The sequence below is a fragment of the Pseudomonas sp. 273 genome (assembly GCF_029201425.1).
GTDB lineage: Bacteria > Pseudomonadota > Gammaproteobacteria > Pseudomonadales > Pseudomonadaceae > Pseudomonas > Pseudomonas delhiensis.
Genome location: NZ_CP116775.1, coordinates 7,162,940 through 7,187,489 on the forward strand (window position 1 = coordinate 7,162,940; position 24,550 = coordinate 7,187,489).

At 66.6% G+C, this 24,550-nt stretch carries 21 protein-coding genes; 10 read left to right on the forward strand and 11 right to left on the reverse strand.

Annotation, left to right across the window (positions count from 1 at the left end):
• Positions 1 to 189 precede the first annotated feature (189 nt).
• From hisF to PKO50_RS32790, 3 genes are all read left to right on the forward strand, one after another.
• On the forward strand, positions 190 to 960 hold the full coding sequence (hisF, locus tag PKO50_RS32780) for an imidazole glycerol phosphate synthase subunit HisF (RefSeq protein WP_089394554.1): 771 nt from the start codon (positions 190 to 192) through the stop codon (positions 958 to 960).
• Positions 961 to 1,163: 203 nt separating this feature from the next.
• On the forward strand, positions 1,164 to 1,910 hold the full coding sequence (locus tag PKO50_RS32785) for an ABC transporter substrate-binding protein (protein ID WP_275628333.1): 747 nt from the start codon (positions 1,164 to 1,166) through the stop codon (positions 1,908 to 1,910).
• A gap of 147 nt (positions 1,911 to 2,057) precedes the next feature.
• Positions 2,058 to 2,816 carry an ABC transporter substrate-binding protein gene (locus PKO50_RS32790; protein ID WP_089394555.1) on the forward strand — a complete coding sequence of 253 codons (759 nt, stop codon included), beginning with the start codon at positions 2,058 to 2,060 and terminating at the stop codon, positions 2,814 to 2,816.
• A 387-nt stretch (positions 2,817 to 3,203) separates the two neighbouring features.
• Here PKO50_RS32790 and PKO50_RS32795 read toward each other — a convergent pair whose 3' ends face one another.
• The 4 genes from PKO50_RS32795 to gpmI form a co-directional block, all read right to left on the reverse strand.
• A complete protein-coding gene (locus tag PKO50_RS32795; RefSeq protein ID WP_275628334.1) occupies positions 3,204 to 3,962 on the reverse strand; it encodes a divergent polysaccharide deacetylase family protein in 759 nt (252 codons plus the stop codon).
• A gap of 3 nt (positions 3,963 to 3,965) precedes the next feature.
• Positions 3,966 to 5,270 (reverse strand): S41 family peptidase, encoded by a 1,305-nt coding sequence (locus PKO50_RS32800; protein WP_275628335.1) that lies wholly within the window; start codon positions 5,268 to 5,270, stop codon positions 3,966 to 3,968.
• A gap of 27 nt (positions 5,271 to 5,297) precedes the next feature.
• Positions 5,298 to 6,587, reverse strand: a complete 1,290-nt coding sequence (locus PKO50_RS32805; RefSeq protein ID WP_275628336.1) for a murein hydrolase activator EnvC — start codon at positions 6,585 to 6,587, stop codon at positions 5,298 to 5,300.
• Between the two features lie 115 nt (positions 6,588 to 6,702).
• Entirely contained in the window at positions 6,703 to 8,238 is a 1,536-nt protein-coding gene (gene gpmI / locus PKO50_RS32810) for a 2,3-bisphosphoglycerate-independent phosphoglycerate mutase (RefSeq protein ID WP_275628337.1), read from the reverse strand.
• Positions 8,239 to 8,383: 145 nt separating this feature from the next.
• On the opposite strand from gpmI, the gene PKO50_RS32815 reads away from it, so the two are divergent.
• The 3 genes from PKO50_RS32815 to secB are packed head-to-tail and all read left to right on the forward strand — an operon-like array spanning position 8,384 to position 9,587.
• Positions 8,384 to 8,806, forward strand: coding sequence for a rhodanese-like domain-containing protein (locus PKO50_RS32815; RefSeq protein ID WP_058070782.1), 423 nt, complete (start codon positions 8,384 to 8,386; stop codon positions 8,804 to 8,806).
• Position 8,807: 1 nt separating this feature from the next.
• Positions 8,808 to 9,062, forward strand: a complete 255-nt coding sequence (gene grxC / locus PKO50_RS32820) for a glutaredoxin 3 (RefSeq protein WP_089394543.1) — start codon at positions 8,808 to 8,810, stop codon at positions 9,060 to 9,062.
• Between the two features lie 39 nt (positions 9,063 to 9,101).
• Positions 9,102 to 9,587: a protein-export chaperone SecB gene (secB, locus tag PKO50_RS32825; RefSeq protein WP_089394544.1), complete on the forward strand. Its 486-nt coding sequence runs from the start codon at positions 9,102 to 9,104 to the stop codon at positions 9,585 to 9,587.
• A gap of 584 nt (positions 9,588 to 10,171) precedes the next feature.
• Here secB and PKO50_RS32830 read toward each other — a convergent pair.
• A complete protein-coding gene (locus tag PKO50_RS32830) occupies positions 10,172 to 10,567 on the reverse strand; it encodes a hypothetical protein (protein WP_256595957.1) in 396 nt (131 codons plus the stop codon).
• A 52-nt stretch (positions 10,568 to 10,619) separates the two neighbouring features.
• Here PKO50_RS32830 and trmL point away from each other — a divergent pair, with 52 nt between their 5' ends.
• Positions 10,620 to 11,081, forward strand: a complete 462-nt coding sequence (gene trmL, locus PKO50_RS32835) for a tRNA (uridine(34)/cytosine(34)/5-carboxymethylaminomethyluridine(34)-2'-O)-methyltransferase TrmL (protein WP_089394546.1) — start codon at positions 10,620 to 10,622, stop codon at positions 11,079 to 11,081.
• A 576-nt stretch (positions 11,082 to 11,657) separates the two neighbouring features.
• Here trmL and ntrC read toward each other — a convergent pair.
• The 4 genes from ntrC to PKO50_RS32855 all read right to left on the reverse strand — a co-directional run bounded on the left by ntrC (position 11,658) and on the right by PKO50_RS32855 (position 15,496).
• The gene (gene ntrC / locus PKO50_RS32840) at positions 11,658 to 13,088 is read right to left on the reverse strand and encodes a two-component system response regulator NtrC (RefSeq protein WP_109936051.1); all 1,431 of its coding nucleotides are present in this window, start codon (positions 13,086 to 13,088) and stop codon (positions 11,658 to 11,660) included.
• Positions 13,085 to 14,167 carry a nitrogen regulation protein NR(II) gene (gene glnL, locus PKO50_RS32845; protein ID WP_089394547.1) on the reverse strand — a complete coding sequence of 361 codons (1,083 nt, stop codon included), beginning with the start codon at positions 14,165 to 14,167 and terminating at the stop codon, positions 13,085 to 13,087. The genes ntrC and glnL overlap by 4 nt, the downstream gene beginning before the upstream one ends.
• A gap of 229 nt (positions 14,168 to 14,396) precedes the next feature.
• Complete coding sequence (locus PKO50_RS32850; RefSeq protein WP_089394548.1) at positions 14,397 to 14,951, reverse strand: DUF4124 domain-containing protein; 555 nt, start codon at positions 14,949 to 14,951, stop codon at positions 14,397 to 14,399.
• On the reverse strand, positions 14,951 to 15,496 hold the full coding sequence (locus PKO50_RS32855; protein WP_109936052.1) for a DUF4124 domain-containing protein: 546 nt from the start codon (positions 15,494 to 15,496) through the stop codon (positions 14,951 to 14,953). The genes PKO50_RS32850 and PKO50_RS32855 overlap by 1 nt, the downstream gene beginning before the upstream one ends.
• 352 nt (positions 15,497 to 15,848) lie before the next feature.
• Here PKO50_RS32855 and PKO50_RS32860 point away from each other — a divergent pair, with 352 nt between their 5' ends.
• Positions 15,849 to 16,616, forward strand: coding sequence for a hypothetical protein (locus PKO50_RS32860; RefSeq protein ID WP_109936053.1), 768 nt, complete (start codon positions 15,849 to 15,851; stop codon positions 16,614 to 16,616).
• 10 nt (positions 16,617 to 16,626) lie between these two features.
• Here the strand turns inward: PKO50_RS32860 and PKO50_RS32865 are convergent, their stop codons facing one another.
• Together PKO50_RS32865 and glnA are read right to left on the reverse strand one after the other, a co-directional pair.
• A complete protein-coding gene (locus PKO50_RS32865) occupies positions 16,627 to 18,810 on the reverse strand; it encodes a mechanosensitive ion channel domain-containing protein (protein ID WP_256595958.1) in 2,184 nt (727 codons plus the stop codon).
• A 457-nt stretch (positions 18,811 to 19,267) separates the two neighbouring features.
• The gene (gene glnA / locus PKO50_RS32870) at positions 19,268 to 20,677 is read right to left on the reverse strand and encodes a glutamate--ammonia ligase (RefSeq protein WP_109936055.1); all 1,410 of its coding nucleotides are present in this window, start codon (positions 20,675 to 20,677) and stop codon (positions 19,268 to 19,270) included.
• Positions 20,678 to 21,009: 332 nt separating this feature from the next.
• On the opposite strand from glnA, the gene thiI reads away from it, so the two are divergent.
• Entirely contained in the window at positions 21,010 to 22,497 is a 1,488-nt protein-coding gene (gene thiI, locus PKO50_RS32875) for a tRNA uracil 4-sulfurtransferase ThiI (RefSeq protein WP_275628338.1), read from the forward strand.
• 132 nt (positions 22,498 to 22,629) lie between these two features.
• A complete protein-coding gene (gene typA / locus PKO50_RS32880; protein WP_275628339.1) occupies positions 22,630 to 24,450 on the forward strand; it encodes a translational GTPase TypA in 1,821 nt (606 codons plus the stop codon).
• The last annotated feature ends 100 nt before the right edge of the window (positions 24,451 to 24,550 follow it).

The window sequence follows — 24,550 nt, forward strand, 5'->3', positions numbered from 1 at the left end:
GCAGGTAAGAGCTTGGCGTGGTTTGGGTGGGCGGTATGCTGTTCGCCTGAAGCCTGAAGCCTGAAGCCTGAAGCCTGAAGCCTGAAGCCTGAAGCCTGAAGCCTGAAGCCTGAAGCCTGAAGCCTGAAGCCTGAAGCCTGAAGCCTGAAGCCTGAAGCCTGAAGCCTGAAGCCGCTTTCGGAGAAAGCTATGACATTGGCAAAACGCATCATCCCCTGCCTCGACGTGGACAACGGCCGCGTGGTCAAGGGCGTCAAGTTCGAGAACATCCGCGACGCCGGCGACCCGGTGGAGATCGCCCGGCGCTACGACGAGCAGGGCGCCGACGAGATCACCTTCCTCGACATCACTGCCAGCGTCGATGGCCGCGACACCACGCTGCACACCGTCGAGCGCATGGCCAGCCAGGTGTTCATCCCGCTGACCGTCGGCGGCGGCGTGCGCACCGTGCAGGACATCCGCAACCTGCTCAACGCCGGCGCGGACAAGGTCTCGATCAACACCGCCGCGGTGTTCACCCCGGAGTTCGTCGGCGAGGCCGCCGCGCGTTTCGGCTCGCAGTGCATCGTGGTCGCCATCGACGCCAAGAAGGTCTCGGCGCCGGGCGAAACCCCGCGCTGGGAAATCTTCACCCATGGCGGACGCAAGCCCACCGGGCTGGACGCGGTGGAGTGGGCGAAAAAGATGGAAGGCCTGGGCGCCGGCGAGATCCTCCTGACCAGCATGGACCAGGACGGCGTGAAGAGCGGCTACGACCTGGGCGTGACCCGCGCCATCAGCGAGGCGGTGAACGTGCCGGTGATCGCCTCCGGCGGCGTCGGCAACCTCGAGCACCTGGCCGCCGGCATCCTCGAAGGCAAGGCCGACGCGGTGCTGGCGGCGAGCATCTTCCACTTCGGCGAATACAGCGTGCCGGAGGCCAAGGCCTACCTGGCCAGCCGCGGCATCGTGGTGCGCTGAAGCGGCGCGGCGCACGCCCGATGTGCAGGCCCGGCCCGTCCCGCGACGGCCCGGGCCTTTTTCATGGCCGGCCGCAGGCCCCGTGCCAGAGCGCTCCGCCGCGGCTTCCGGAAGGCGTGATGCGGTCCGAAAGATGCAAGGCCGAATGATGGCAAACTTGCGGTAAGCTCTGTGCCTTCGTTTTCGACCAGGAATGCTTCTCGATGCTGAAACGCCTCCTGCTGGCCAGTACCCTGCTATTGGCCGGCACAGCGCATGCGGAAATCTCCCCGGACTACAGCATGGTCCTGCTGACGGAGAACTTCCCGCCCTACAACATGGCCATCAACGGCAAGAATTTCGCCCAGGAAGACAACATCGACGGCATCGCCGTGGACATCGTCCGGGAGATGTACAAGCGCGCCGGCATCAAGTACAGCATGACCCTGCGCTTCCCCTGGGAGCGCATCTACAAGCTGGCGCTGGAGAAGCCGGACTACGGCGTCTTCGTCACCGCGCGGCTGCCGGAGCGGGAAAACGCCTTCAAGTGGGTCGGCCCCATCGGCCCGGACGACTGGGTGCTGCTGGCCCGCGGCGACAGCCCCATCGCCCTGAAGAGCCTGGACGAGGCGAAGAAATACAAGGTGGGCGCCTACAAGGGCGACGCCATGGCCGAGTACCTCGCCGAGCACGGCTTCGAGCCGGTGCTGGTGCTGCGCGACCAGGAGAACGCCGGCAAGCTGCAGAAGGGCGAGATCGACCTCTGGGCCAGCGGTGACCCGGCCGGGCGCTACCTGGCCAAGCAGGTCGGCGTCGGCGGCCTGAAGACGGTGCTGCGCTTCAACAGCGACCAGCTGTTCCTGGCGCTGAACAGGGAAACCCCCGACGAAGTGGTGCAGAAGCTGCAGGCCGCGCTGGACAAGATGCGCGCCGAAGGCTTCGTCGACGATGTACTGAACAGCTACCTGTGATTCGCCGGCGCCGCCCGAGGGGGCGGCGCCGCGATGCGTTGCCGGCCACGGCCGGAGCTGTGCCAGGGACGGTGTACGGGACGGGAATCGCGTCCGCGATGCAGGGATGCCGCTAGCCATAACGATAACCAAGCGAGCGGTATGACCATGCTGAAACTCAAGACCTGCGGGCTGTTCATCGGCCTGCTGCTGGGGGCCGCCACGGCCCGCGCCGAATTGCCCGCCGACTACAAGGTGGTGCTGCTGACGGAGAACTTCCCGCCGTTCAACATGGCGGTGGACGACAAGAACTTCGCCCGCGACGAAGGCATAGACGGCATCAGCGCGGACATCGTCCGCGAGATGTTCAAGCGCGCCGGCATCGGCTACACCCTGAGCCTGCGCTTCCCCTGGGACCGGCTGTACAAGCTGACCCTGGACCGCGCCGGCTACGGCCTGTTCTCCACCACCTACACCCCCGAGCGGGTGCCGCTGTTCAAGTGGGTCGGCCCGCTGGCGAAGACCGGCTGGGTGGTGCTGGCGCCGCCGGGCAGCAAGATCACGACGCTGAAGGACGTCAAGGAAGCCGGCAAGTACAAGCTCGGCGCCTACAAGAACGACGCCGTCAGCCAGGCCCTGGAGAGCCAGGGCATCCCGGTGGTCAACGCCCTGCGCGACCAGGAGAACGTGAAGAAGCTGATGAGCGGGCAGATCGACCTCTGGGCCACCACCGACCCGGTGGGCCGCTACCTGGCCAAGCAGGAGGGCGTGACCGGCCTGCAGACGGTGCTGCGCTTCAACGAGGCGCAGCTGTACCTGGCGTTGAACAAGGACACCCCGGACGAGGTGGTCGAGCGCCTGCAGAAGGCCCTGGACCAGATGCGCGCCGAGGGGTACGTGGACGAGGTCACCAACAACTACCTCTGAGGCACGGCCTGTCGGCCGGATCGCGGACGGAGTCCGCTCCTACGCCCGCCATGCATCTGTAGGGCGGATAACCGTTCTCGGTTATCCGCCGTAGGGTTCTGAGGATGCACGATTGTAGGAGCGGGCCCTGCCCGCGATCGCGCGCAGGGCGCGCTCCTACAGGGGTGGGCGCGACGTAAGCAACTGTCTTACAGGCCACACCAGGGTGCTCTTCGTAGGAGCGAGCTTGCTCGCGAACCGCATGGCACCGCGTTTGTTCGCGAGCAAGCTCGCTCCTACGAAAAGCCAGGCCCTCCTGCAACGTAGGAGCGGACTCCGTCCGCGATTCTGTCGGCAAAGCCGGGCGCTGATGCGAATAACCGTTCGCGGTTATCCGCCGTCGGCTTCTCAGCGGTAGACGCCGTCCTTGCCGTGGGCCGCCATGGCGCGGTTGCCGCGTTCGGCGATCAGCAGGTCGGGCTTCACCAGTTCGATGCCGGCGGCCTTCAGCTTCGGCAGTTCGCGCAGCAGCACCCGCAGGGTGGCCGGGCGCGGGTGGCCGATCAGCAGCGCCGAGCCCTGCTTGCGCGCCAGGGCCACGCCGGTCTGCAACTGATGGGCGATGCTTTCCTCATCCGCCTGGTCGTCGAGGAAGACGTCGCGGGACAGGCTGGCCAGGCCGCGCTTCTGCGCCTCGGCGGCGGCCACCGTGGCGGCGCTGGTGCGGCTGTCGAGGAAGAACAGGTGGCGTTCCTGCAGGGTGCCCATGAGCAGGTCCATGCCGGCGCGGTCGGCGGTCATGCGGCTGCCTTCGTGGTTGTTCACGCCCTGCACGAAGGGCACCGCGGCCAGTGCCGCGTCCAGGCGCCGGGCGAGTTCCGCCTGTGGCAGGTCCGGGCTCCAGGCGTAGGGGCCGCCGGCCGGGTCCATCGGCAGGTGCAGGATCAGGGTGCGCCCGCGCTGGTGGGCTTCGCGGGCCAGTTCGGCGGCGTGCGGGGTGTCCGGCATGATCGCCAGGGCCACCGCCGCGGGCAGTTCGAACACCTGGCGGTCGCGCGCCAGGTTCTGCCCGAGGTCGTCGATCACCACGCTCAGCAGGGGCCTGGCTTGCACCTGGCCGAGCAGGGCGGCCAGGCACAGGCCGAACAGCAGCCGTGCCCGGCGCACCGGTCAGTTGCCGCGGCTGACGCTGAGCCCCTTCAGCAGGCTGAGGGCCTGGCTCAGCTGGAAGTCGCTGTCCTGCGGGGCGGCCGCCGGCGCCTTGCCCGACTGCGTCGGACGGTCCTTGCCGCCGTTGCCGTTGGCCAGGTGGCCCTGCAGGTCGGCTTCCTTGAAGCCTTCGAAGTCGCTCTGCTCGCGGGTCACCTTGGCGCGTTCCACCTCGATGTCCGGGACTATGCCCTGGGCCTGGATGGAGCGCCCGTTGGGGGTGTAGTAGAGCGCGGTGGTCAGCTTCAGGGCGCGGTCGTTGTTCAGCGGCAGCACGGTCTGCACCGAGCCCTTGCCGAAGCTGTCGGTGCCCATGAGGATGGCGCGTTTCTGGTCCTGCAGGGCGCCGGAGACGATCTCCGCGGCCGAGGCGGTGCCGCCGTTGATCAGCACCACCAGTTGCACGCCCTCGCTGGGGTCGGCCGGGTCGGCGGAGAAGCGCAGCTCGGAGTTGGCGATGCGGCCCTTGGTGTAGACGATCAGGCCCTTGGTGAGGAAGGCGTCGGCCACTTCCACCGCGGACTGCAGCACGCCGCCGGGGTTGTTGCGCAGGTCCAGGACCAGGCCCTTGAGCTTGCCCTTGTTGTCCTTCTTCAGCTGCGCCAGGGCCTTGACCACCTCGTCGCCGGTGTTGACCTGGAACTGGGTGATGCGCAGGTAGCCGTAGTTCGGCTCCAGCAGCTGGGTCTTGACGCTCTTGACCTTGATGATGGCGCGCTTGAGGCTGACGTCGAACGGCCTGCCGCCGCCGCGCACTATGGTCAGGATGATGGACGAGCCGGGCTTGCCGCGCATGCTGTCCACCGCCTCGTTCATCGACTGGCCCTTGGTCGGCTTGCCGTCGATCTGCACGATCAGGTCGCCGGGCTGGATGCCTGCCGCGGCCGCCGGGGTGTCGTCGATCGGCGACACCACCTTGATGAAGCCGTCCTCGGTGCCCACCTCGATGCCCAGGCCGCCGAATTCGCCGCTGGTGCTTTCCTGCAGCTCGGCGAACTCTTCCGGGTCCAGGTAGGCCGAGTGCGGGTCGAGGTTGCTGAGCATGCCCTTGATGGCGTTCTCCAGCAGGGTCTTGTCGTCCACCGGCTCGACGTAGGCGGCCTTCACCCGGTCCAGGACCTCGGCGAAGGTACGCAGTTCGTCCAGCGGCAGCGGCGCCTCCTTGCCGCTGGCCGCGGCGGGCGCGGCGGGCGGTGTCTCGGCGGCCTGGGCCGCCCCGATACCGAGCAGCAGGGCCAGGGTGATGAGACGGAAGCGATGCGACATGTTTGGCTCCTAAGGCGTGTCCGCTGCTTATCCTTGCGTGCGGCACCAGGTAGTGGGGTCCGTCGGGCGGCCCTGATGACGAATGGCGAAATACACCGCCGGAGTGTCCTGCCCGCCGCTGGTGCCGACAGTGGCGATGGGATCACCGGCCTTGACCGTATCCCCGGCGCCTTTCAGAAGACTCTGATTATGACCATAAAGGCTCAGGTATCCACCACCGTGGTCGAGGATAACCAGTAGCCCCGCGCCGCGCAGCCAGTCGGCGAACACCACCCTCCCACCATGCACGGCGCGTACCGTGCTGCCGGCGCTGGCGCCGATCAGCACGCCGTCCCAGGTGGCGCGCGGGTCGTCGCCACGCGGGCTGCCGAAGCGCGCCAGGATGCGGCCGTTGACCGGCCAGGGCAGTTTGCCGCGGGTGGCGTCGAAGGCGCCGCCGAAGCCGGTGCCGCTGGACACCAGCGGGCCGCTGTAGTCCGCGCGGGGCTTGGCGGACTTGTCGCTGCCAGCGCTGCTGGCCATCTCGCGTTCGCGGCGGGCCCGCTCGCGTTCGGCGGCCAGGGCGCGCTGGCGCGCTTCCTCGGCTTCGCGGGCCTGGCGGGCCAGGGTTTCCTCGATGGTCTTGAGCACCTTGTTCAGTTCCGCCTGGGCCTGCTGGCGGTCCTGGAGCTTGCGGTTGCTGTCGCTGTAGTCGCTGTTGAGCTTGGCCAGGGCTTCCTGGCGCTGCTTGCGCGCCTCGGCCAATTCCTGGCGGCGGGACTCGAGGTCCTGCTGCTGGGCCAGTTGCTGGCTCTTCTGGGTGGTAATGTCGCGCTCGACGTTCTCCAGCTGGCGCAGGGTCTCGTTGAAGGCGTTGAGCTGTTCCAGGCGCGCGCGGTTGATGTAGTCGTAGTAGGTGAGGGTGCGGCTGAACTTCTCGGGGTGTTCCTGGTTCAGCAGCAGCTTGAGGTATTCCTCGCGGCCGCTCTGGTACGCGGCGCGGGCCTGGATGCCGATCAGCCTTTGTTGCTCAAGGCGCGCGCCCTGGAGTTTTTTTTTCTCCTCGTCCAGGCGCTGCAGCTCCTTTTCGCTCTTCTCCAGCTCCTCCTGCAGCGCCTTGACCTGCTTCTCCAGGTCGCCCATCTGGGTCTCGGTGGACTTGAGCTGCTTCTGCACCCCGGATTTCTCTTCCTGGATGCCGCTGAGGGTCTTCTTCAGCTCGGAGATGTCTTTCTGCGTCTGCTCGATCTGCTTCTGCGTCTCGGCACGATCGTCGGCGACGGCCGCCAGCGGGCTCAGCAGGCAGATCAGCAGCAGGGAGGCGAGGGCGCGATGCATGGAGTGGCGGGCACCTGAGGGCGGGGTCGGCCTAGTATGCATAAAAAAATCGTTACAAGCTGCAAGGCGCGAGCGGCGAGTGAAAAGCGTCACGCCGCCCGCTCCCTGCGGCGAGTCACTCCAGGGTGACGATGGAGGTGCCGGTCATCTCGGCCGGCACCGGCAGGCCCATCAGCGTCAGCATGGTCGGCGCCACGTCGGCCAGCACGCCGCCTTCGCGGATGCGCAGCTTGCGCTTGCCGACGTAGATGAAGGGCACCGGCTCGCAGGTGTGCGCGGTGTGCGCCTGGCCGGTGCTCTCGTCTTCCATCTGCTCGACGTTGCCGTGGTCGGCGGTGATCAGGGCTTCGCCGCCGACCTTGTCCAGCGCCGCGGCGATGCGCCCGACGCAGGTGTCCAGGCACTCCACGGCCTTGACCGCGGCCTCGAACACGCCGGTGTGGCCGACCATGTCGCCGTTGGCGTAGTTGACCACGATGACGTCGTAGCGCTGGTTCTCGATGGCCTCGACGATCCTGTCGGTGACTTCCGGCGCGCTCATTTCCGGCTGCAGGTCGTAGGTGGCGACCTTCGGCGAGGGGATGAGGATGCGTTCTTCGCCCTCGAAGGGCTCTTCGCGGCCGCCGGAGAAGAAGAAGGTGACGTGGGCGTACTTCTCGGTCTCGGCGATGCGCAGCTGGGTCTTGCCGTTCTTGGCCAGGTATTCGCCCAGGACGTTGTCCAGGGACTCGGGCTTGAACGCGCTGGGCGCGGGGATGCTGGCCGCGTACTGGGTGAGCATCACGTACTCGGCCAGGTGCAGTTCGCGCCGGCGCGGGAATTCCTTGAAGCCCGGCTCGACGAAGGCGCGCGACAGTTCGCGGGCGCGGTCGGCGCGGAAGTTCATGAACACCACGGCGTCGCCGTCTTCCACGCGCACCTGCTCGCCGATGCGGGTGGCCTTGACGAACTCGTCGCTCTCGCCGCGCGCGTAGGCGGCGTTGAGCGCGGCCACGGCGTTGTCGGCGGTGAATTCGGCCGCGCCTTCGGTGATCAGGTTGTAGGCGGCTTCGACGCGGTCCCAGCGGTTGTCGCGGTCCATGGCGAAGTAGCGGCCGATGATGCTGGCGGTGCGGCCCCTGCCGATGCGGGCGAAGGCTTCGTCGACCAGTTTCAGCGACGGCTCGGCGCTGCGCGGCGGGGTGTCGCGGCCGTCGAGGAAGGCGTGCAGGTAGATCTTCTGCGCGCCGCGCTGGGCGGCCAGTTCGGCCATGGCGACCAGGTGGTCCTGGTGGCTGTGCACGCCGCCGTCGGAAAGCAGGCCGAGGATGTGCACGGCCTTGCCGGCGCCCACGGCCTTGTCCACCGCGCCGGTCAGCACCGGGTTGTCGAAGAACTCGCCATCGCGGATGGCCTTGGTCACGCGGGTGAAGTCCTGGTAGACGACGCGCCCGGCGCCGAGGTTCATGTGGCCGACCTCGGAGTTGCCCATCTGCCCGTCCGGCAGGCCCACGTCCATGCCCGAACCGGAGATCAGGCCGTGCGGCTGGGTGGCCAGCAGGCGGTCGAGGTTCGGCTTCTTCGCGGCGAAGATGGCGTTGTACTCGGGGCTGTCGCTATGGCCGAAGCCGTCCAGGATGATCAGGACCAAGGGTTTGGGCGATGCAGTCATAGGTGCGGCTCTTTCCAAAACGGGGGTCAGAAAAGGATCGGCATTTTACCGTCTGGGGGCGACGGGCGCCATGATTGGCAGGGTTCAGCCGTCAGGAGGGCGCGTGTATACTGGCCGGCATTTTTACCTGTGGATGCCTTGCGCCATGTCGTCGTTCCTTCCCCGTCTGATCGAATTCGCCACCCATCACTACCTGCTGGTCGGCGCCCTGGTGGTGCTCCTGGTCCTGCTCGCGCTGCACGAGCTGAACAAGGCCGGCCGCGCGCTGTCGACCCGCGAGCTGACCGCGCTGGTCAATGCCGAGCAGGGTGTCGTACTGGACATCCGCCCGAGCAAGGAGTTCTCCGGCGGCCACATCTCCGGCTCGCTGAACATTCCGGCCGACAAGCTGAACAGCCGCATGAGCGAGCTGGACAAGCACAAGGCCAAGACCATCATCGTGGTCGACGCCATGGGCCAGCACTCGGGCACCTGGTGCGGCGTGCTGAAGAAGGCCGGCTACAACGTGGCCAAGCTGGGCGGTGGCATCGGCAGCTGGCGCGGCGACAACCTGCCCCTGGTGAAGTGAGATGCAGGCGGTTCTGATATACACCACGGCCTGGTGCCCCTACTGTATCCGCGCCAAGGCGCTGCTGGACAGCAAGGGCGTGGCCTACGAGGAAATCGGCGTGGACGGCAAGCCCGACCTGCGCGCCGAAATGAGCCGCAAGGCCGGCCGTACCTCGGTACCGCAAATCTGGATCGGCAGCACCCACGTTGGCGGCTGCGACGATCTCTACGCGCTGGAACGCGCGGGCAAGCTGGATGCGCTGCTGTCGGCGTGATCCCCTATTACTGCAAACGAGCCACAAGAAGGTCCTGAAATGACTGAGCAAGCTAGCAACGGCGCCAACGAGCAAGAAAACGGCCCGCAGTTCTCCCTGCAGCGCATCTACATCCGCGACCTGTCCTTCGAGGCGCCCAAGGCTCCGGAAATCTTCCGCCAGGAATGGCAGCCGGCGATCAGCATGGACCTGAACACCCGCCAGAAGCAGCTCGACGGCGACTTCTACGAAGTGGTGCTGACCGTTTCGGTGACCGTGAAGAACAAGGAAGACGTGGCCTTCATCGTCGAAGTGCAGCAGGCTGGCATCTTCCTGATCAAGGGCCTGGACGCTTCCAGCATGAGCCACACCCTGGGCGCCTTCTGCCCGAACATCCTCTTCCCCTACGCCCGCGAAGCCCTGGACAGCCTGGTGGTACGCGGCTCGTTCCCGGCGCTGATGCTCTCGCCGGTGAACTTCGACGCCCTGTACGCCCAGGAAATCGCCCGCCTGCAGGCCTCCGGCGAGATTCCTTCGGTCCAGTAAGGTCCGTCGTAGCGAAGAAAGGCGCCCACGGGCGCCTTTTCTTTTGCCCGTGGTTTTTTGGCGATGACGTTTCTGCCGCACCTGTAGGAGCGGGCTCTGCCCGCGATTCGCGCGCAGGGCGCGCTCCTACGAAAAGCATCTCTGCGCGTTCAACTTTGGTGCGCGTGCACTAGCAAGGCGCCTTCTCGGCCAGCCTGCGCGGGCATTTCGGCCATGTCTTTTCTGCCTGGACGTCCACGGGGGAATTCTCTGAAAACCCCATGAATACTGGCCTGCGCGGCTGTGTTGAAGTGAAATCCCAGCCCTTTCGCAAAATTGGCACAGCCCCTGCAATGGTCCCAATGACGATTTCGGGGGCCTCGGTACAGGCAGGCTGGGGAAACCCCACTTTTACACAAGGCGCGCCGCCGCGACCCGATGCGGTGGATGGCGCGAACGGTTCGGGGGTCCTGGTACAGGCAGGCCGGGGAAACCCCCTTTTTACACCGGAGGTCCGCAATGCGGCCTCCGCCCCTTTCGGGGCCCTCGGTTCAGGCAGGCCGGGGAATCCCCTTCTTTCTTCCCGAGGGTTGCCGCCGGCGCCCTCAGCGCAATTGCGGATGGACCCGCAGCACCCAGTCCCCGTCCTTCTCCTCGCTGTCCCAGCTACCGCCCAGGTGGCGGGTGGACAACAGGGTTATCCACAATTGTCCGTCGCGGTTCTCCACGCGCCAGCGCAGCGGCTGGCCGTCCAGGCGCATCTGGCCTTCCGTCGCCGCGCCCGCCGCCCGCACGCGCAGCGCCAGGGCGCCCTCGATCTGCCCGGCCTCGACCGTGGCGCGCTGGTCGAAGCGCAGCAGCAAGGTGCCCTCCTGGGCCTGTACGGCGAGCAGGCGCGGCTCGCCCGGGGTGGGGCCGGTGAGGCGGCCGAGCATCAGGCCGATCATCAGCCCGCCGATGGCCAGCGCCGAGAACACCCGCAGCCACGGCCGGGGCCGCACATCCGCCGCCGCGGGAGTAGAATGCCGGCCGTCCTCAGGCCCGGAGCGCTGCATGTTCCACGTCATCCTCTTCCAACCGGAAATTCCACCGAATACCGGCAACATTATCAGGCTCTGCGCCAATTCCGGCTGCAGCCTGCACCTGATCGAGCCGCTGGGCTTCGAGCTGGACGACAAGCGCCTGCGCCGCGCCGGCCTGGACTACCACGAGTACGCCCCGGTGCAGCGCTACGCGAGCCTGGAGGCCTGCCTGGAGAAGCTCGGCCACCCGCGCCTGTTCGCCTTCACCACCAAGGGCTCCCATGCCTTCCACGAGGTCGCCTACCAGCGCGGCGACGCCTTCCTGTTCGGCCCGGAAAGCCGCGGCCTGCCGGAGGAAGTGCGCAACGCGCTGCCGCCGGAGCAGCGCCTGCGCCTGCCCATGCGCCCCGATTGCCGCAGCCTGAACCTGTCCAACACGGTCGCCGTGACCGTCTATGAAGCCTGGCGCCAGCTCGGCTTCGCCATGGATTGAGCAGCGATTGATCGATCCGGCGCAGGGCCCGTGGGGTCTGCGTCGTGGCCATTCATCCCAAGGTTGTCCACAGGTGGGCGCACAGTGATTGTGGGCAAGGTGGGAAATCCTGCACAGAATTCAGCCGGGGCTGCGAGGCCCGCGGGGCCTGGGCTGCGGGGCGATCGTTCCCCGGCCTGTGCACAGGGTTATCCACAGGTTCTGGGAGTATTTCGGGGGTGTTGTAGGAGCGAGCTTGCTCGCGAACCGCATTACCCCTTGGCGACGGTGTGTCGGCTCAACTCCGCCCCTCTCCCTAGCCCTCTCCCTGAAGGGAGAGGGGACCGTTCGGTGTGCTCGGGTGTTTCGGCGTTAGCCGGCTAGCGCGTGGTTTCCGACTGACTCCAAATTCTTTCTCGGCACGGACAAGCCCCCTCTCCCTTCAGGGAGAGGGTTGGGGAGAGGGAGCGGAGTCAAACTGAAATACCAAGGCCGCCTGGAAACTCCGTTCGCGAGCAAGCTCGCTCCTACAAGGTGCAAGAACGCTTCCCCGCGAAAAAGGGGCCCGCAGGCCCCTTCGATCGCTCCAGGGGCGCTTCAGTCGTCGCCTTCGTCGTCCGGGCCATCCACTTTCATGCCCAGTTCCTTGATCTTGCGCGTCAAGGTATTGCGTCCCCAGCCCAGCAGCACGGCGGCATCGCGGCGGCGGCCGGCGGTGTGCTTCAGGGCGGTCTCGATCATGATCCGCTCGAACGCCGGCACGGCGCTGTCGAGCAGGCTCGACTGGCCGCGGCCCAGGGCCTGGTCGGCCCAGTGGCGCAGGGCCTGTTCCCAGTTGGCCGCCGGCAGGCTGTCCTGGGGCTGGGTCAGCAGCTCCGGCGGCAGGTCGTCGATGTGCACCTCGCGGCCGGAGGCCATCACGGTGATCCAGCGGCAGGTGTTCTCCAGCTGGCGCACGTTGCCCGGCCAGCCGAGGTTCTTCAGGTATTCCTCGGTTTCCGGTTTCAGCAGCTTCGGCTCCACCGCCAGCTCCTGGGCGGCGCGGGCTAGGAAGTGCCGGGCCAGCGCCGGGATGTCCTCGCGGCGGTCGGCCAGGCGCGGGATGTGGATGCGGATGACGTTCAGGCGGTGGAACAGGTCCTCGCGGAACTTGCCTTCGCGCACCAGGTTTTCCAGGTTCTGGTGGGTGGCGGCGATGATCCGCACGTCGACCTTCACCGGGGTGTGGCCGCCGACGCGGTAGAACTCGCCGTCGGCCAGCACGCGCAGCAGGCGCGTCTGGGTGTCGGCCGGCATGTCGCCGATCTCGTCGAGGAACAGGGTGCCGCCGTCGGCCTGCTCGAAGCGCCCGCGGCGCTGCGCGGCGGCGCCGGTGAAGGCGCCCTTCTCGTGGCCGAACAGCTCGGACTCCATCAGGTCCTTGGGGATCGCCGCCATGTTCAGCGCGATGAACGGCTCGGCCGCGCGCGGGCTGTGGCGGTGCAGGGCGTGGGCGACCAGTTCCTTGCCGGTGCCGGACTCGCCGTTGATCAGCACCGTGATGTTGGAATGGCTGAGGCGGCCGATGGCGCGGAACACCTCCTGCATCGCCGGCGCCTCGCCGATGATCTCCGGGGTGCGCGCCTGGTTCGCCGGCGCTTCCAGGCCCTGCTGCTCCTGGGCGTGCTGGTTGGCGCGCTTGACCAGGGACACGGCCTCGTCGACGTCGAAGGGCTTGGGCAGGTACTCGAAGGCGCCGCCCTGGTAGGAGGCCACCGCGCTGTCCAGGTCGGAATGGGCGGTCATGATGATCACCGGCAGGCGCGGGTGCAGCTCGCGGATCTGCGCCAGCAGGTCGAGGCCGCTGGAGCCGGGCATGCGGATGTCCGAGATGATCACGTCCGGCTGCTGCCGGCCGAGGCGGTGGATGACGCTGTCGGCGTTCTCGAAGCTGACGGTGGTCATGCCTTCCTGTTGCAGGGCTTTTTCCAGTACCCAGCGGATGGAGCGGTCGTCGTCGACGATCCAGACGGTCTCTGAACGGCTCATGGGTGGTGCACTCCTTGTTCCAGGGGCAGGAACAGACTGAATACGGTGTGGCCGGGGTGGCTCTCGCATTCGACCAGCCCCTGGTGCTGGCTGATGATGTTCTGGGTGATGGCCAGGCCCAGCCCGGTACCGTCCGGGCGGCCGCTGACCATGGGGTAGAAGATGGTGTCCTGCAGCTCGGCCGGGATGCCCGGGCCGTTGTCGATGATTTCCACCTTGCACACCAGGCGGTGGCGCGTGTGGCCGATGGTGAACTGGCGCAGGGTGCGGGTGCGCAGGGTGATGCGGCCCAGGCGCAGTTCGTTGTGCGCGGCGACGGCCTGCATGGCGTTGCGCACGATGTTGAGCACCGCCTGGATCATCTGCTCGCGGTCGAGCAGCAGGTCGGGAATGCTCGGGTCGTAGTCGCGGATCAGCGGGATGCTGCCCTGGGTCTCGGCGCCCACCAGGCTGCAGACGTGCTCCAGCACTTCGTGGATGTTGGTCACCCGCAGTTGCGGCAGCTTGTTCGAGCCGAGCATGCGGTCCACCAGGTTCCGCAGGCGGTCGGCCTCCTCGATGATGACGTTGGTGTAGTCCTTGAGCGACTCGTCGGGCAGCTCGCGGGACAGCAGCTGGGCGGCGCCGCGGATGCCGCCCAGGGGGTTCTTGATCTCGTGGGCCAGGCCGCGCACCAGCAGCTTGGTGGTCTCCTGCTTGGACAGCTGGGCCTCTTCCTTGGTGATGCGCATCAGCCGGTCGCGCGGGTGGACCTCCAGCAGCAGCAGGGTCTCGCGGCGGTTGAGGATGGGCGTCACCGCGTAGTCGACGGTGATGCTCTGGCCGGTGAGCGAGGTCAGGGTGGCTTCGCGCTTGGTGAACGGGTGCGCTTCCTCCACCGCCTGGCGCAGCGACTGCAGGGCCTCCTGGGACTCGGTGAACAGCTCGCTGATGAACTGCCCGTGGCTACGTTGGCCGCTGACCGCCAGGAGCATCTCGGCGGCCGGGTTCATGTACTCCAGGCGCAGTTCGGCGTTGAGCAGGATCACCGCCGTGGTGAGGTTGTCGAGCAACAGTCTGAGCTGGGTTTCTGTAGGCATGGCGGGCAGCGTTCCAAGGTTGGGCAGGAAAATGCAAAAAGCAAACCAAGCCCCGAAAAGACGCGCCAGGCCGCGATCTGCGCCGACTCGTGGCATTTCCTCAGGGAAAACGCGCCGTAGTCGTGACCCGAAATGGGGAGAGTATAGAAAGTGGTGCAGGCTTGCGCACCAAAGTGGTGCGCATTCTCGGGAAAGGCTTCTTAAGAGGGCGTGGGAAGCTTTGCCGGGCTCAGCGCTGGGCGGCCAGGGCCGGTTGCCCGCTGGCGTCGGCCTCGGCGACCGAGACGCGCTTCATGTGGAACGGCTGGTTTGGCGTCTGTTCGAGGGTCTGGCCGCGCTGGTCGAGGATTTCCACCGACAGCTGGTGGGTGCCGCGATCCAGGTTGTGCAGGGGGAATACCGGGCTGCGGCTGGGCGCGCCCACCGGCACGCCGTCGAGGAACAGCCGGTAGCTGTGCCCGGGCAGCAGGTTGGGGTCGCTGGAGACGGTGACGATCAGCTCGCCGTCGTTGGCGCGCACGGTGGCGTCGGGCTCGGGCACCAGGATGCGCAGCACCTGGTATTGCGGCGGCTGTGGCGGCAGGGCCTGCGCGGCGGGCGCATACAGTGGCGGGGGCATGTTCGGCATGGCGTTGGGTGGCGCCAGGTTCAGGCGCTGGGCGTTGCTGCGCGTGGGCTGGTCGGTGAAGACGCGGTTGCCGTCCTTGTCGATGTAGGTATAGACCTCGGCGCTGGCCTGGAACGCCGCCAGCAAAAGCAGGCCGAGCAGCAGTGGGCGCTTCATCAGTTGCCGCTCCTCGGCATGGGCCTGACGCGCGCCGGGCTGTTGGTGCTGATGCGCTGCAGGGTGAAGCTGACCGGCGCGCTGGATTGCAGCACGCGCTCGCCCTGCACCACGTCCACCGAGAGGCTGTGCTCGCCGCGTTCGAGGTTGCTCAGGCTGAAGCGCGTAGAACTGCTGGGCGCGCCGTAGGGCTGGCCGTCCAGGCGCAGCTGCAGGCGGTCGCCCATGGCCAGTTGCGGCTGGATGGCCACCTCGATGTCGAAGTTGCCGTTGTTGGCGCGCAGGGCCTCCTCGTCGGGCAGGCCGGCGATGGCCAGGATGGCGTAGCGGGCCTGGCGCTGCTCGCCGTCGCCGCCGCCCAGCGGTGCGCCGGGGGACTGGGCGCCCACGGTGTTGGTCGGCGGCAGTTCCACCGGCTTGGCGCTCACGCCGCTGGGCGGCTGGTTGGTGAAGACCGTCTTGCCGTTGGCGTCGGTGTACTTGTAGATCTGCGCGCTGGCCGGCACGGCCAGGGCGAGCAGCAGGCAGATGACTGGCACGCGCATGCGTGATCTCCCGGAAGGCAATGGGCTAAGCCTTGCATCGGCGCCGACGGGTGGCAAGCGAAACGCCATCCCGCGGTCCGGTTTGCGTGGAAGTTAACAGTGTGCAGCCGACGGACAGCTGCTGCTTTTCTAGAACTTATTTGATATCTAGCGCGGTTTCGTTGTTGATTTCTGCGTTTTCTGACAAATGTCAACGGTATTCCCGGGGGCATGGCTTGAGATAGGCGCATCGAATCGTATGCGCGCCTCGTGCCGGGGCGTCCGGAGTTAACGCCATGTCCATCCATTCGTCCCATCCCCTGCGCTCCGCCTGGAGCCTGGCAGTTGGCGCCTTGAGCGGGAGGTGCCGAGCATGACCCTGCTGCTGCCCCTGATCATCGCCCTGCTGCTGGTGGCCTTGCCGCGCCTGCTGCCGCTGCCCGTGGCCAGCACCGCCGGTGTACCGGCCGCTGCCGCCGCCACCTGGCACGCCTGCGAGCTGCCCGAGCCGCCGGCCTTGCCCAGGCCGCAGGCCGGCGCGGCGCCGAGCAACCTGCTCTACCTGCCCCTGGGCCTGCACCCGGCCGACCGTTGCCTGCATGGGCCGCTGGTGGTGGAAGGGCTGATACGCATCCGCCCGCCGCTGCAGTTCTGGCGGATCTCCGCGGGGGAAATCCGCTTCGGTGACTGTTCCCGCACGCCGACCGGCATCGCCAGGGTCGGCGGTGGCCGCAACCAGGTCGAGGAGGGCGAGTACCGCGTGGCCGCCGGCGGTTGCCTGGAGGGCGACCTGCTGGTGCGTGGCGACCTGTTCCTCGGCCGCTATTCCCGCGTGCTCGGCTCGGTGCAGGTCGAGGGTGGCGTATGGATGGACGAGGGCGCGGAAGTGGCCGGCGGCATCCTGGCCCGCGGCTCGGTGCGCGTCGGCCGCCGTTCGCGCGTCGCCGGGCCGCTGAGCGCCGGGCGCAGCATCAGCCTGGGGCGCGATTGCGTGGTCGGCGCGCAGGACTGGCCGACCACCGTGAGCGCCGACCGGGTGCGGATCAACGAAGGCTGCAAGGTCTACGGCCAGGTGCTGGCCGAGAAGGGCGCCCAGGTCAACGCCCTGGCCGGCGCCGAGGCCTCGCGCGAGCCGGTCTGAGCCGGCGGTTTCAGATGCCGCCGTCGGCGGGCTCGGCGGGGGCCTGCGGGTCTTCCTCGCGCGGCTTGCGCATGCGTGAGAGCTGCACGTTCAGGCGCGGCATGGCCAGTTCCAGCCCGGCCTTGTCCAGCTTCTGGCGCAGGCGCAGGTTGAAGGCGCGCTGCACCTCCCACTGGCGGATCGGCGCGGTCTTGAAGCGGAAGCGCAGGATCGCCTGGCCGTTGTCGAAGCTCTCGACGCCCTGCATTTCCAGCGGCGACCAGATCGCCCGGTTGATGCTGCGGTCGTTGCGCAGCTCGCCGGCCACGTCCTTCACCAGCGCCAGGGCGTCGTCGATCGGCATGCTCGCCGGCACCGGCCAGCGGAACATGGCGTAGCCGAACTGCCGCGAGTAGTTCTTGATGCTCTTGATCTCGCTGAACGGGATGGTGTGCACCACGCCGTCCAGGTCGCGCAGGCGCACGGTGCGGATGGTCAGGCCCTCCACCGTGCCCAGGTGGCCGCCGACGTCGACGTAGTCGTCGATCGACAGCGAGTCCTCGATGATGATGAACAGCCCGGTGATCAGGTCGGCCACCAGCGATTGCGCGCCGAAGCCGATGGCCAGGCCGATGACGCCGGCGCCGGCCAGCAGCGGGGTGACGTTCATGCCCATGTTGGCCAGGGCGACGATCAGCGCGATCACCGCGATGGTGATGAAGAGCACGTTGCGGATCAGCGGCAGCATGGTCAGCGCGCGGGTGTTGGCGCGGTTCTTCCCGCCCAGGCCGAGGCTGTGCTGCACCGCGGTGTCGGTGAGGATCCAGATCAGCCAGGCCACCAGCAGGGTGCTGCCGAAGCTGATCAGCTTGAGGCTGATCTGCGAGCCGTCGCCCTCGGCGAAGCCGATCAGCGACATGCCCCAGACGCGCAGGCCCACCTCCAGGAACACCAGCAGGGTGGCGATGTGCAGCAGGGTGTAGCCGAAGTTCTGCAACTGCTCGATATAGGGCGCGCTGCGCCGGCTGCTGCGTTGCGCCGAGCGCAGGTGGGCGCGGCGGATCAGGCCGTTGACGGTCATCGCCACCACCGCGATCAGCGCGCACAGCAGGGCCCGGCGCAGGGCGTAGCTGCTGTCGCCGGCGGTGACCACGGTGGCGAACAGCGAGATGCCCACCAGCAGCAGGACCGGCACGTACCACAGCGAGCCGACCAGCTCCACCAGCTCGTGCAGGCCGCGGCGCTTGAGGCGGCGCTCCAGCGGCTGGTTGCGGATCAGGTGGGCGATGGGGCGGCGGAACTGCAGCACGAACAGGGCGGTGAACAGCGCGGCGCAGATGTTCGCCAGCGAGCCCACGGCCAGCGCGATGTTCTGCCCGAGGCTGTCGGTCACCCGCGGGTCGTGCATCACCTCGCCCAGGGCCGCCAGGCTGCCGATCAGCCACAGCGGGCGGAAGGCGCGGCGCCGCAGGATGTTCAGCGCCCGCGCGCGGTGCGGGCCGCCGAGCAGCGACAGGGAGATCACGCAGAGCGCGGAGAACAGCGTGCCGCACACCAGCACGTAGGCGACCACCATGGCCACCAGCTTGCCCAGGGAACTGGGCAACACCACGGAGAGGTAGACGGTGATCAGGAAGGCGACCAGCCAGGGCCCCAGCTTGCGCAGGGCGAACAGCAGCAGGTCGCGGGTCTTGGGGTGCTGCGGCAGCTCCTCGGCCAGCCCGAAGCGCTCGCGCATGCGCCGCGCCACCCAGCGCAGGCCCAGGGCCAGGCAGGCCCAGAGCAGGATCACCAGGGAGAAGTCGAGGATCATCCCCGGCCATTCCTGCAGGGACGGGGTGCGTTCCTGCAGCTCGGCGCCGGCCTGCTGGAACAGGCCGCTCCAGCGCAGCGCCGGGCTGTTGCTGCCCTCGAAGCGTTTCTCCAGGCTGCCCAGGGTGTCGCCGATCAGGCCCAGCACGCCGCCCTGGTCTTCCGCGCCTTTCTTGGTGGCGTCGCGCAGCTGCTTGAGCTTTTTCAGCAGGTCGGCGCGCTGCTGGTCGTTCTCCAGTGTCTTGATCACCTGGTCCAGCGACTGCTGCAGCTGCGCCTCGCTGACCTTGCCATCGCCGCCGCCGGTCACGCCGGGAATGCTGGGCAGCGCGGCGGACGCCGGCCCGGCGAGGAACAGGCCCAGGCAGCACAGCAGCAGGAAGCGGCGAAGAAGGTCGGTCACGAATGGCACTCCGGAGCAGGGCGAAACTCGCCACATCATACAGATGCCGGGGGCTGAGCCGAATTGGGGGGAGGGGGCTCGCTTTGTAGGAGCGGGCTTGCTCGCGAATGGAGTTTCCAGGTGGGCTGGGTGTTTCGGTTTGGCGCCGTTCCCTCTCCCCAGCCCTCTCCCTGAAGGGAGAGGGGGCTTGTCCGTGCCGGCTGAAAGCAAGGTTTCAGCCGGAGGCCACGATGTCCAGCTGACTCTAGAGTATCCAGGCACTCCGAACGGTCCCCTCTCCCTTCAGGGAGAGGGTTAGGGAGAGGGCGCTCTTGAGGATGCACACCGCCCCCACCGGCAGAACACCATTCGCGAGCAAGCTCGCTCCTACGAAAAGCGACAGTCCGGAACACCAACAATAAAAAAGGCCTCCCGAAGGAGGCCTTGAGTTCGATGCTTCTTTATAGGTATTCGTGGATCAGACGCTGTAGTACAGGTCGTATTCCAGCGGGTGCACGAAGGTGCGCACCTTGATTTCTTCCTCGGACTTCAGCTCGATGTAGGCATCGATGAACTCGTCGGTGAACACGCCGCCCTTGGTCAGGAACGCGCGGCCCTTGTCGAGTTCTTCCAGCGCCTCTTTCAGGCTGCCGCAAACCTGCGGGATCTCTTTCGCCTCTTCCGGCGGCAGGTCGTACAGGTTCTTGTCGGCGGCATCGCCGGGGTGAATCTTGTTCTGGATGCCATCCAGGCCGGCCATCAGCAGCGCGGCGAAGGCCAGGTAGGGGTTGGCGGCCGGGTCCGGGAAGCGCGCTTCGATGCGGCGGGCTTTCGGGCTGGAGACGTAGGGGATACGGATCGAGGCGGAACGGTTGCGGGCCGAGTAGGCCAGCATGACCGGGGCTTCGAAGCCCGGGACCAGACGCTTGTAGGAGTTGGTCGACGGGTTGGTGAAGCCGTTCAGGGCCTTGCCGTGCTTGATGATGCCGCCGATGAAGTACAGGGCGGTGTCGGACAGGCCGGCATAGCCTTCGCCAGCGAAGGTGTTCTTGCCATCCTTGGAGATGGACATGTGCACGTGCATGCCCGAGCCGTTGTCGCCGTACAGCGGTTTCGGCATGAAGGTCACGGTCTTGCCGTAGGCGTCGGCGACGTTGTGCACGCAGTACTTCAGGGTCTGGACTTCGTCAGCCTTGGCGACCAGGGTGTTGAACTTCACACCGATTTCGTTCTGGCCGGCGGTGGCGACTTCGTGGTGGTGGACTTCGACCACCAGGCCCATTTCTTCCAGGGCGTTGCACATGGCGGTACGGATTTCGTGGTCGTGGTCGACCGGCGGTACCGGGAAGTAGCCGCCCTTCACGCCCGGGCGGTGGCCCTTGTTGCCGGTTTCGATGTCGGCGTCGGTGTTCCAGGAAGCCTGCTCGGAGAAGATCTTGAACATCGAGCCGGAGATGTCGGACTTGAACTTCACTTCGTCGAAGATGAAGAACTCCGGCTCCGGGCCGACGAACACGGTGTCACCGATACCGGTGGACTTCAGGTATTCCTCGGCGCGCTTGGCGATGTTGCGCGGGTCGCGCTCGTAGCCTTGCATGGTGCTCGGCTCGATGATGTCGCACACCAGGATCAGGGTCGGCTCTTCGGTGAAGGGGTCGAGCACGGCGGTGCTGTCGTCCGGCAGCAGGATCATGTCGGAGGCTTCGATGCCTTTCCAGCCGGCGATGGAGGAACCGTCGAACATCTTGCCGGCTTCGAAGAAGTCATCGTCCAGCGCGTCGCGGGCCGGCATGGTGACGTGCTGCTGCTTGCCTTTGGTATCGGTGAAGCGCAGGTCTACCCACTTCACGTCATGGTCTTTGATCAGTTGGTGCGACTTGTACGACATGCTGTCCTCCAGGAGGGATTAGAGCTGGGAGCTTTCTGTGCCCCAGTATCGGGTGATGCCGGCCGGAATACTCCGCCAGGGCAACCTGCCTCACAAGAGAGCAAGTAGCGTGCCAGTGCCCGATTTTGGACAGAGCCCCGCGCTACAGGGCTTTGCGCACGGTACCGGGCGTGAATGGCGGAATTGTTGCACCGATTTGGTGCTGCATAATGGTGCGTGAGTCCATTTTGGTGCACTAAAAAGATTCTGCACGTGGCTGCTCAAGTCTTGAGCAATTTCGGGTATAATTCTGCCCCTTTTTTTCGTCCCTTCGGGCTTGCGCCTTTTCTCGCATGAAACTCATCGTCAAGGTCTTCCAGGAAATCACCATCAAGAGCCGGCCGGTGCGCAAGCGCTTCATTCGCCAGTTGGCGAAGAACATCCGCACCGTGCTGCGCGACCTGGACCCGCAACTGCTGGTCGAGGGCGAATGGGACAACCTGGAAGTGGAAACCCGGGTGACCGACGCCAAGGCGCTGCGCGAGATGATCGAGCGCCTGACCTGCGTGCCGGGCATCGGCCACTTCCTGGAAGTGCACGAATACCCGCTGGGCGACTTCGACGACATCCTCGAGAAGTGCAAGCAGCACTTCGGCCACCTGCTGCCCGGCAAGGTCTTCTCCATGCGCTGCAAGCGCGCCGGCAAGCACGCCTTCACCTCCATCGACGTGGAACGCTACGTCGGCGGCGGCCTGCGCCAGCACTGCGGCGCGGCGGGCGTGTCGCTGAAGAACCCGGAAGTGCAGGTGCGCGTGGAAATCCGCCATGACCGCCTGTACGTCATCCACGCCCAGCACGAGGGCCTGGGCGGCTACCCGCTGGGCGCCCTGGAGCAGGTGCTGGTGCTGATGTCCGGCGGCTTCGACTCCACCGTGGCGGCCTACCAGATGATGCGCCGCGGCCTGATCAGCCACTTCGTGTTCTTCAACCTCGGCGGCCGCGCCCACGAGCTGGGCGTGATGGAAGTGGCCCACTACCTGTGGGAGAAGTTCGGCCGCTCGCAGCGCGTGCTGTTCGTCAGCGTGCCCTTCGAGGAAGTGGTCGGCGAGATCCTCACCAAGGTCGACGACAGCTACATGGGCGTGACCCTCAAGCGCATGATGCTGCGCGCCGCCAGCCGCGTGGCCGAGCGCCTGGAGCTGCACGCGCTGGTCACCGGCGAGTCGATCTCCCAGGTGTCCAGCCAGACCCTGCCGAACCTCTCGGTGATCGACCGGGTGACCGACACCCTGGTGCTGCGCCCGCTGATCGTCAGCCACAAGCAGGACATCATCGACACCGCGACGAAGATCGGCACCGCCGAGTTCGCCAAGCACATGCCCGAGTACTGCGGCGTGATCTCGGTGAACCCGACCACCCAGGCCAAGCCCTACCGCGTCGATCACGAAGAGACCAGGTTCGACATGGCCGTGCTCGACCGCGCCCTGGAGCGCGCCACCCAGATGACCGTCGACCGCGTCATCGACGAGCTGGGCAAGGACCTGCCGGTGGAGATGGTCGACGAAGTGCTGCCCGGGCAGATCGTGGTCGACATCCGCCACCCCGACGCCCAGGAAGACGAACCCCTGGCGCTGGAAGGCATCGAAGTGCTGGCCATGCCGTTCTACGCGATCAACAGCAAGTTCAAGGAACTGGACCCCAACCGCCAGTACCTCCTGTTCTGCGACAAGGGCGTGATGAGCCGGCTGCACGCTCACCACCTGGTCAACGAAGGGCATACCAACGTGCGGGTATACAGGCCCGTGGGCGACAGGCCGCAGGCGGCAGGCGGCAGGCAGTGATAGGCGCCCGACCGACCCGCAACGCGGTGGAGCCGCAGCAACTGCGCCCCCCCGATGCTGTAACCGGATTTGCACACATTGCCTGCAGCCTGAAGCCTGCAGCCTGAAGCTTTCTTTACCGAGACAGACACCGTGATCGAAAAACTCCGCAACATCGCCATCATCGCCCACGTCGACCATGGCAAGACCACCCTGGTGGACAAGCTGCTGAAGCTGTCCGGCACCCTCGACCGCAAAGAAGCGGAATCCGAGCGTGTGATGGACTCCAACGACCAGGAAAAGGAACGCGGCATCACCATCCTGGCGAAGAACACCGCGATCAAGTGGAACGGCTACAACATCAACATCGTCGACACCCCCGGCCACGCCGACTTCGGTGGCGAGGTGGAGCGCGTGATGAGCATGGTCGACTCCGTGCTGCTGGTGGTCGACGCCCAGGACGGCCCCATGCCGCAGACCCGCTTCGTGACCCAGAAGGCCTTCAAGGCCGGCCTGCGCCCGATCGTCGTGGTCAACAAGATCGACCGTCCGGGCGCCCGTCCCGACTGGGTGATCGACCAGATCTTCGACCTGTTCGACAACCTCGGCGCCACCGATGAGCAGCTCGACTTCCCGATCGTCTACGCCAGCGCCCTGAACGGCATCGCCGGCATGGACCACGAGAAGATGGACGACAACATGGACGCCCTGTTCCAGGCGATCATCGACCACGTCCCGGCCCCGGTGGTGGACACCGAAGGCCCGTTCCAGATGCAGATCTCGCAGCTGGACTACAACAGCTTCCTCGGCGTGATCGGCATCGGCCGCATCGCCCGCGGCAAGATCAAGTCCAACACCCCGGTGGTGGCGATCAGCGACGACGGCACCAAGCGTAACGGCCGTGTCCTGAAGATCATGGGCCACTCCGGCCTGCAACGCGTGGAAGTGGCCGAAGCCGAAGCCGGCGACATCGTCTGCGTCTCGGGCATGGAAGAACTGTTCATCTCCGACACCCTGTGCGACCCGCAGAACGTCGAGGCCCTGCCGCCGCTGACCGTCGACCAGCCGACCGTGAGCATGACCTTCCAGGTCAACGACTCGCCGTTCGCCGGCAAGGAAGGCAAGTTCGTCACCAGCCGCAACATCAAGGAGCGCCTGGAGAAGGAACTGCTGCACAACGTGGCCCTGCGCGTCGAGCAAGGCGACAGCCCGGAGAAATTCAAGGTCTCCGGCCGTGGCGAGCTGCACCTGTCGGTACTGATCGAAACTATGCGCCGTGAAGGCTTCGAGATGGCCGTGGGCCGTCCGGAAGTGGTGATCATCGAGAACGAGGCCGGCGAGAAGCAGGAGCCCTACGAGAACGTCACCATCGACATCGAAGAGCAGCACCAGGGCTCGGTGATGGAACAGATGGGCCTGCGTAAGGGCGACCTGAGCAACATGATCCCCGACGGCAAGGGCCGTGTGCGCCTGGAATACACCATCCCGGCGCGTGGCCTGATCGGCTTCCGCAACAACTTCCTGACCCTGACCTCGGGCACCGGCATCCTGACCTCGACCTTCAGCCACTACGGCCCGATCAAGGCCGGCGAAGTCAGCAACCGTCAGAACGGCGTACTGGTCTCCATGGCCACCGGCACCGCGCTGACCTACTCGCTGGAAACCCTGCAAAGCCGCGGCAAGCTGTTCCTCGGCCCGGGCGACGAGATCTACGAAGGCCAGCTGGCCGGCATCAACAGCCGCGACAACGACCTGGTGATCAACCCCACCAAGGGCAAGAAGCTCGACAACATGCGCGCTTCGGGCAAGGACGAAGTCATCGCCCTGGTTCCGCCGATCCGCTTCACCCTGGAGCAGGCGCTGGAGTTCATCGCCGACGACGAGCTGGTGGAAGTGACGCCGAAGTCCATCCGCCTGCGCAAGAAGCTGCTGAACGAGAACGACCGCAAGCGTTACGAGCGTAGCAAGGTCTAAGTCCAAGAGCGGCTGCAGGCCTCAAGCGGCAAGCTGCAAGCGAAAGACAAAGGCCCCGTCGGAGCGATCCGGCGGGGCCTTTTGCCTTGTCTGTGGCTGG

What these genes read in the sequence shown, in the direction of transcription:
- PKO50_RS32790 (WP_089394555.1), top strand. Translation starts at nt 2,058, where the DNA reads ATGCTGAAACTCAAGACCTGCGGGCTGTTCATCGGCCTGCTGCTGGGG.
- trmL (WP_089394546.1), top strand. Translation starts at nt 10,620, where the DNA reads ATGTTCCACGTCATCCTCTTCCAACCGGAAATTCCACCGAATACCGGC.
- glnA (WP_109936055.1), bottom strand. Translation starts at nt 20,677, where the DNA reads ATGTCGTACAAGTCGCACCAACTGATCAAAGACCATGACGTGAAGTGG.
- glnL (WP_089394547.1), bottom strand. Translation starts at nt 14,167, where the DNA reads ATGCCTACAGAAACCCAGCTCAGACTGTTGCTCGACAACCTCACCACG.
- PKO50_RS32815 (WP_058070782.1), top strand. Translation starts at nt 8,384, where the DNA reads ATGTCGTCGTTCCTTCCCCGTCTGATCGAATTCGCCACCCATCACTAC.
- PKO50_RS32800 (WP_275628335.1), bottom strand. Translation starts at nt 5,270, where the DNA reads ATGTCGCATCGCTTCCGTCTCATCACCCTGGCCCTGCTGCTCGGTATC.
- PKO50_RS32850 (WP_089394548.1), bottom strand. Translation starts at nt 14,951, where the DNA reads ATGAAGCGCCCACTGCTGCTCGGCCTGCTTTTGCTGGCGGCGTTCCAG.
- thiI (WP_275628338.1), top strand. Translation starts at nt 21,010, where the DNA reads ATGAAACTCATCGTCAAGGTCTTCCAGGAAATCACCATCAAGAGCCGG.
- gpmI (WP_275628337.1), bottom strand. Translation starts at nt 8,238, where the DNA reads ATGACTGCATCGCCCAAACCCTTGGTCCTGATCATCCTGGACGGCTTC.
- ntrC (WP_109936051.1), bottom strand. Translation starts at nt 13,088, where the DNA reads ATGAGCCGTTCAGAGACCGTCTGGATCGTCGACGACGACCGCTCCATC.
- PKO50_RS32860 (WP_109936053.1), top strand. Translation starts at nt 15,849, where the DNA reads ATGACCCTGCTGCTGCCCCTGATCATCGCCCTGCTGCTGGTGGCCTTG.
- PKO50_RS32805 (WP_275628336.1), bottom strand. Translation starts at nt 6,587, where the DNA reads ATGCATCGCGCCCTCGCCTCCCTGCTGCTGATCTGCCTGCTGAGCCCG.
- hisF (WP_089394554.1), top strand. Translation starts at nt 190, where the DNA reads ATGACATTGGCAAAACGCATCATCCCCTGCCTCGACGTGGACAACGGC.
- grxC (WP_089394543.1), top strand. Translation starts at nt 8,808, where the DNA reads ATGCAGGCGGTTCTGATATACACCACGGCCTGGTGCCCCTACTGTATC.
- PKO50_RS32855 (WP_109936052.1), bottom strand. Translation starts at nt 15,496, where the DNA reads ATGCGCGTGCCAGTCATCTGCCTGCTGCTCGCCCTGGCCGTGCCGGCC.
- PKO50_RS32785 (WP_275628333.1), top strand. Translation starts at nt 1,164, where the DNA reads ATGCTGAAACGCCTCCTGCTGGCCAGTACCCTGCTATTGGCCGGCACA.
- secB (WP_089394544.1), top strand. Translation starts at nt 9,102, where the DNA reads ATGACTGAGCAAGCTAGCAACGGCGCCAACGAGCAAGAAAACGGCCCG.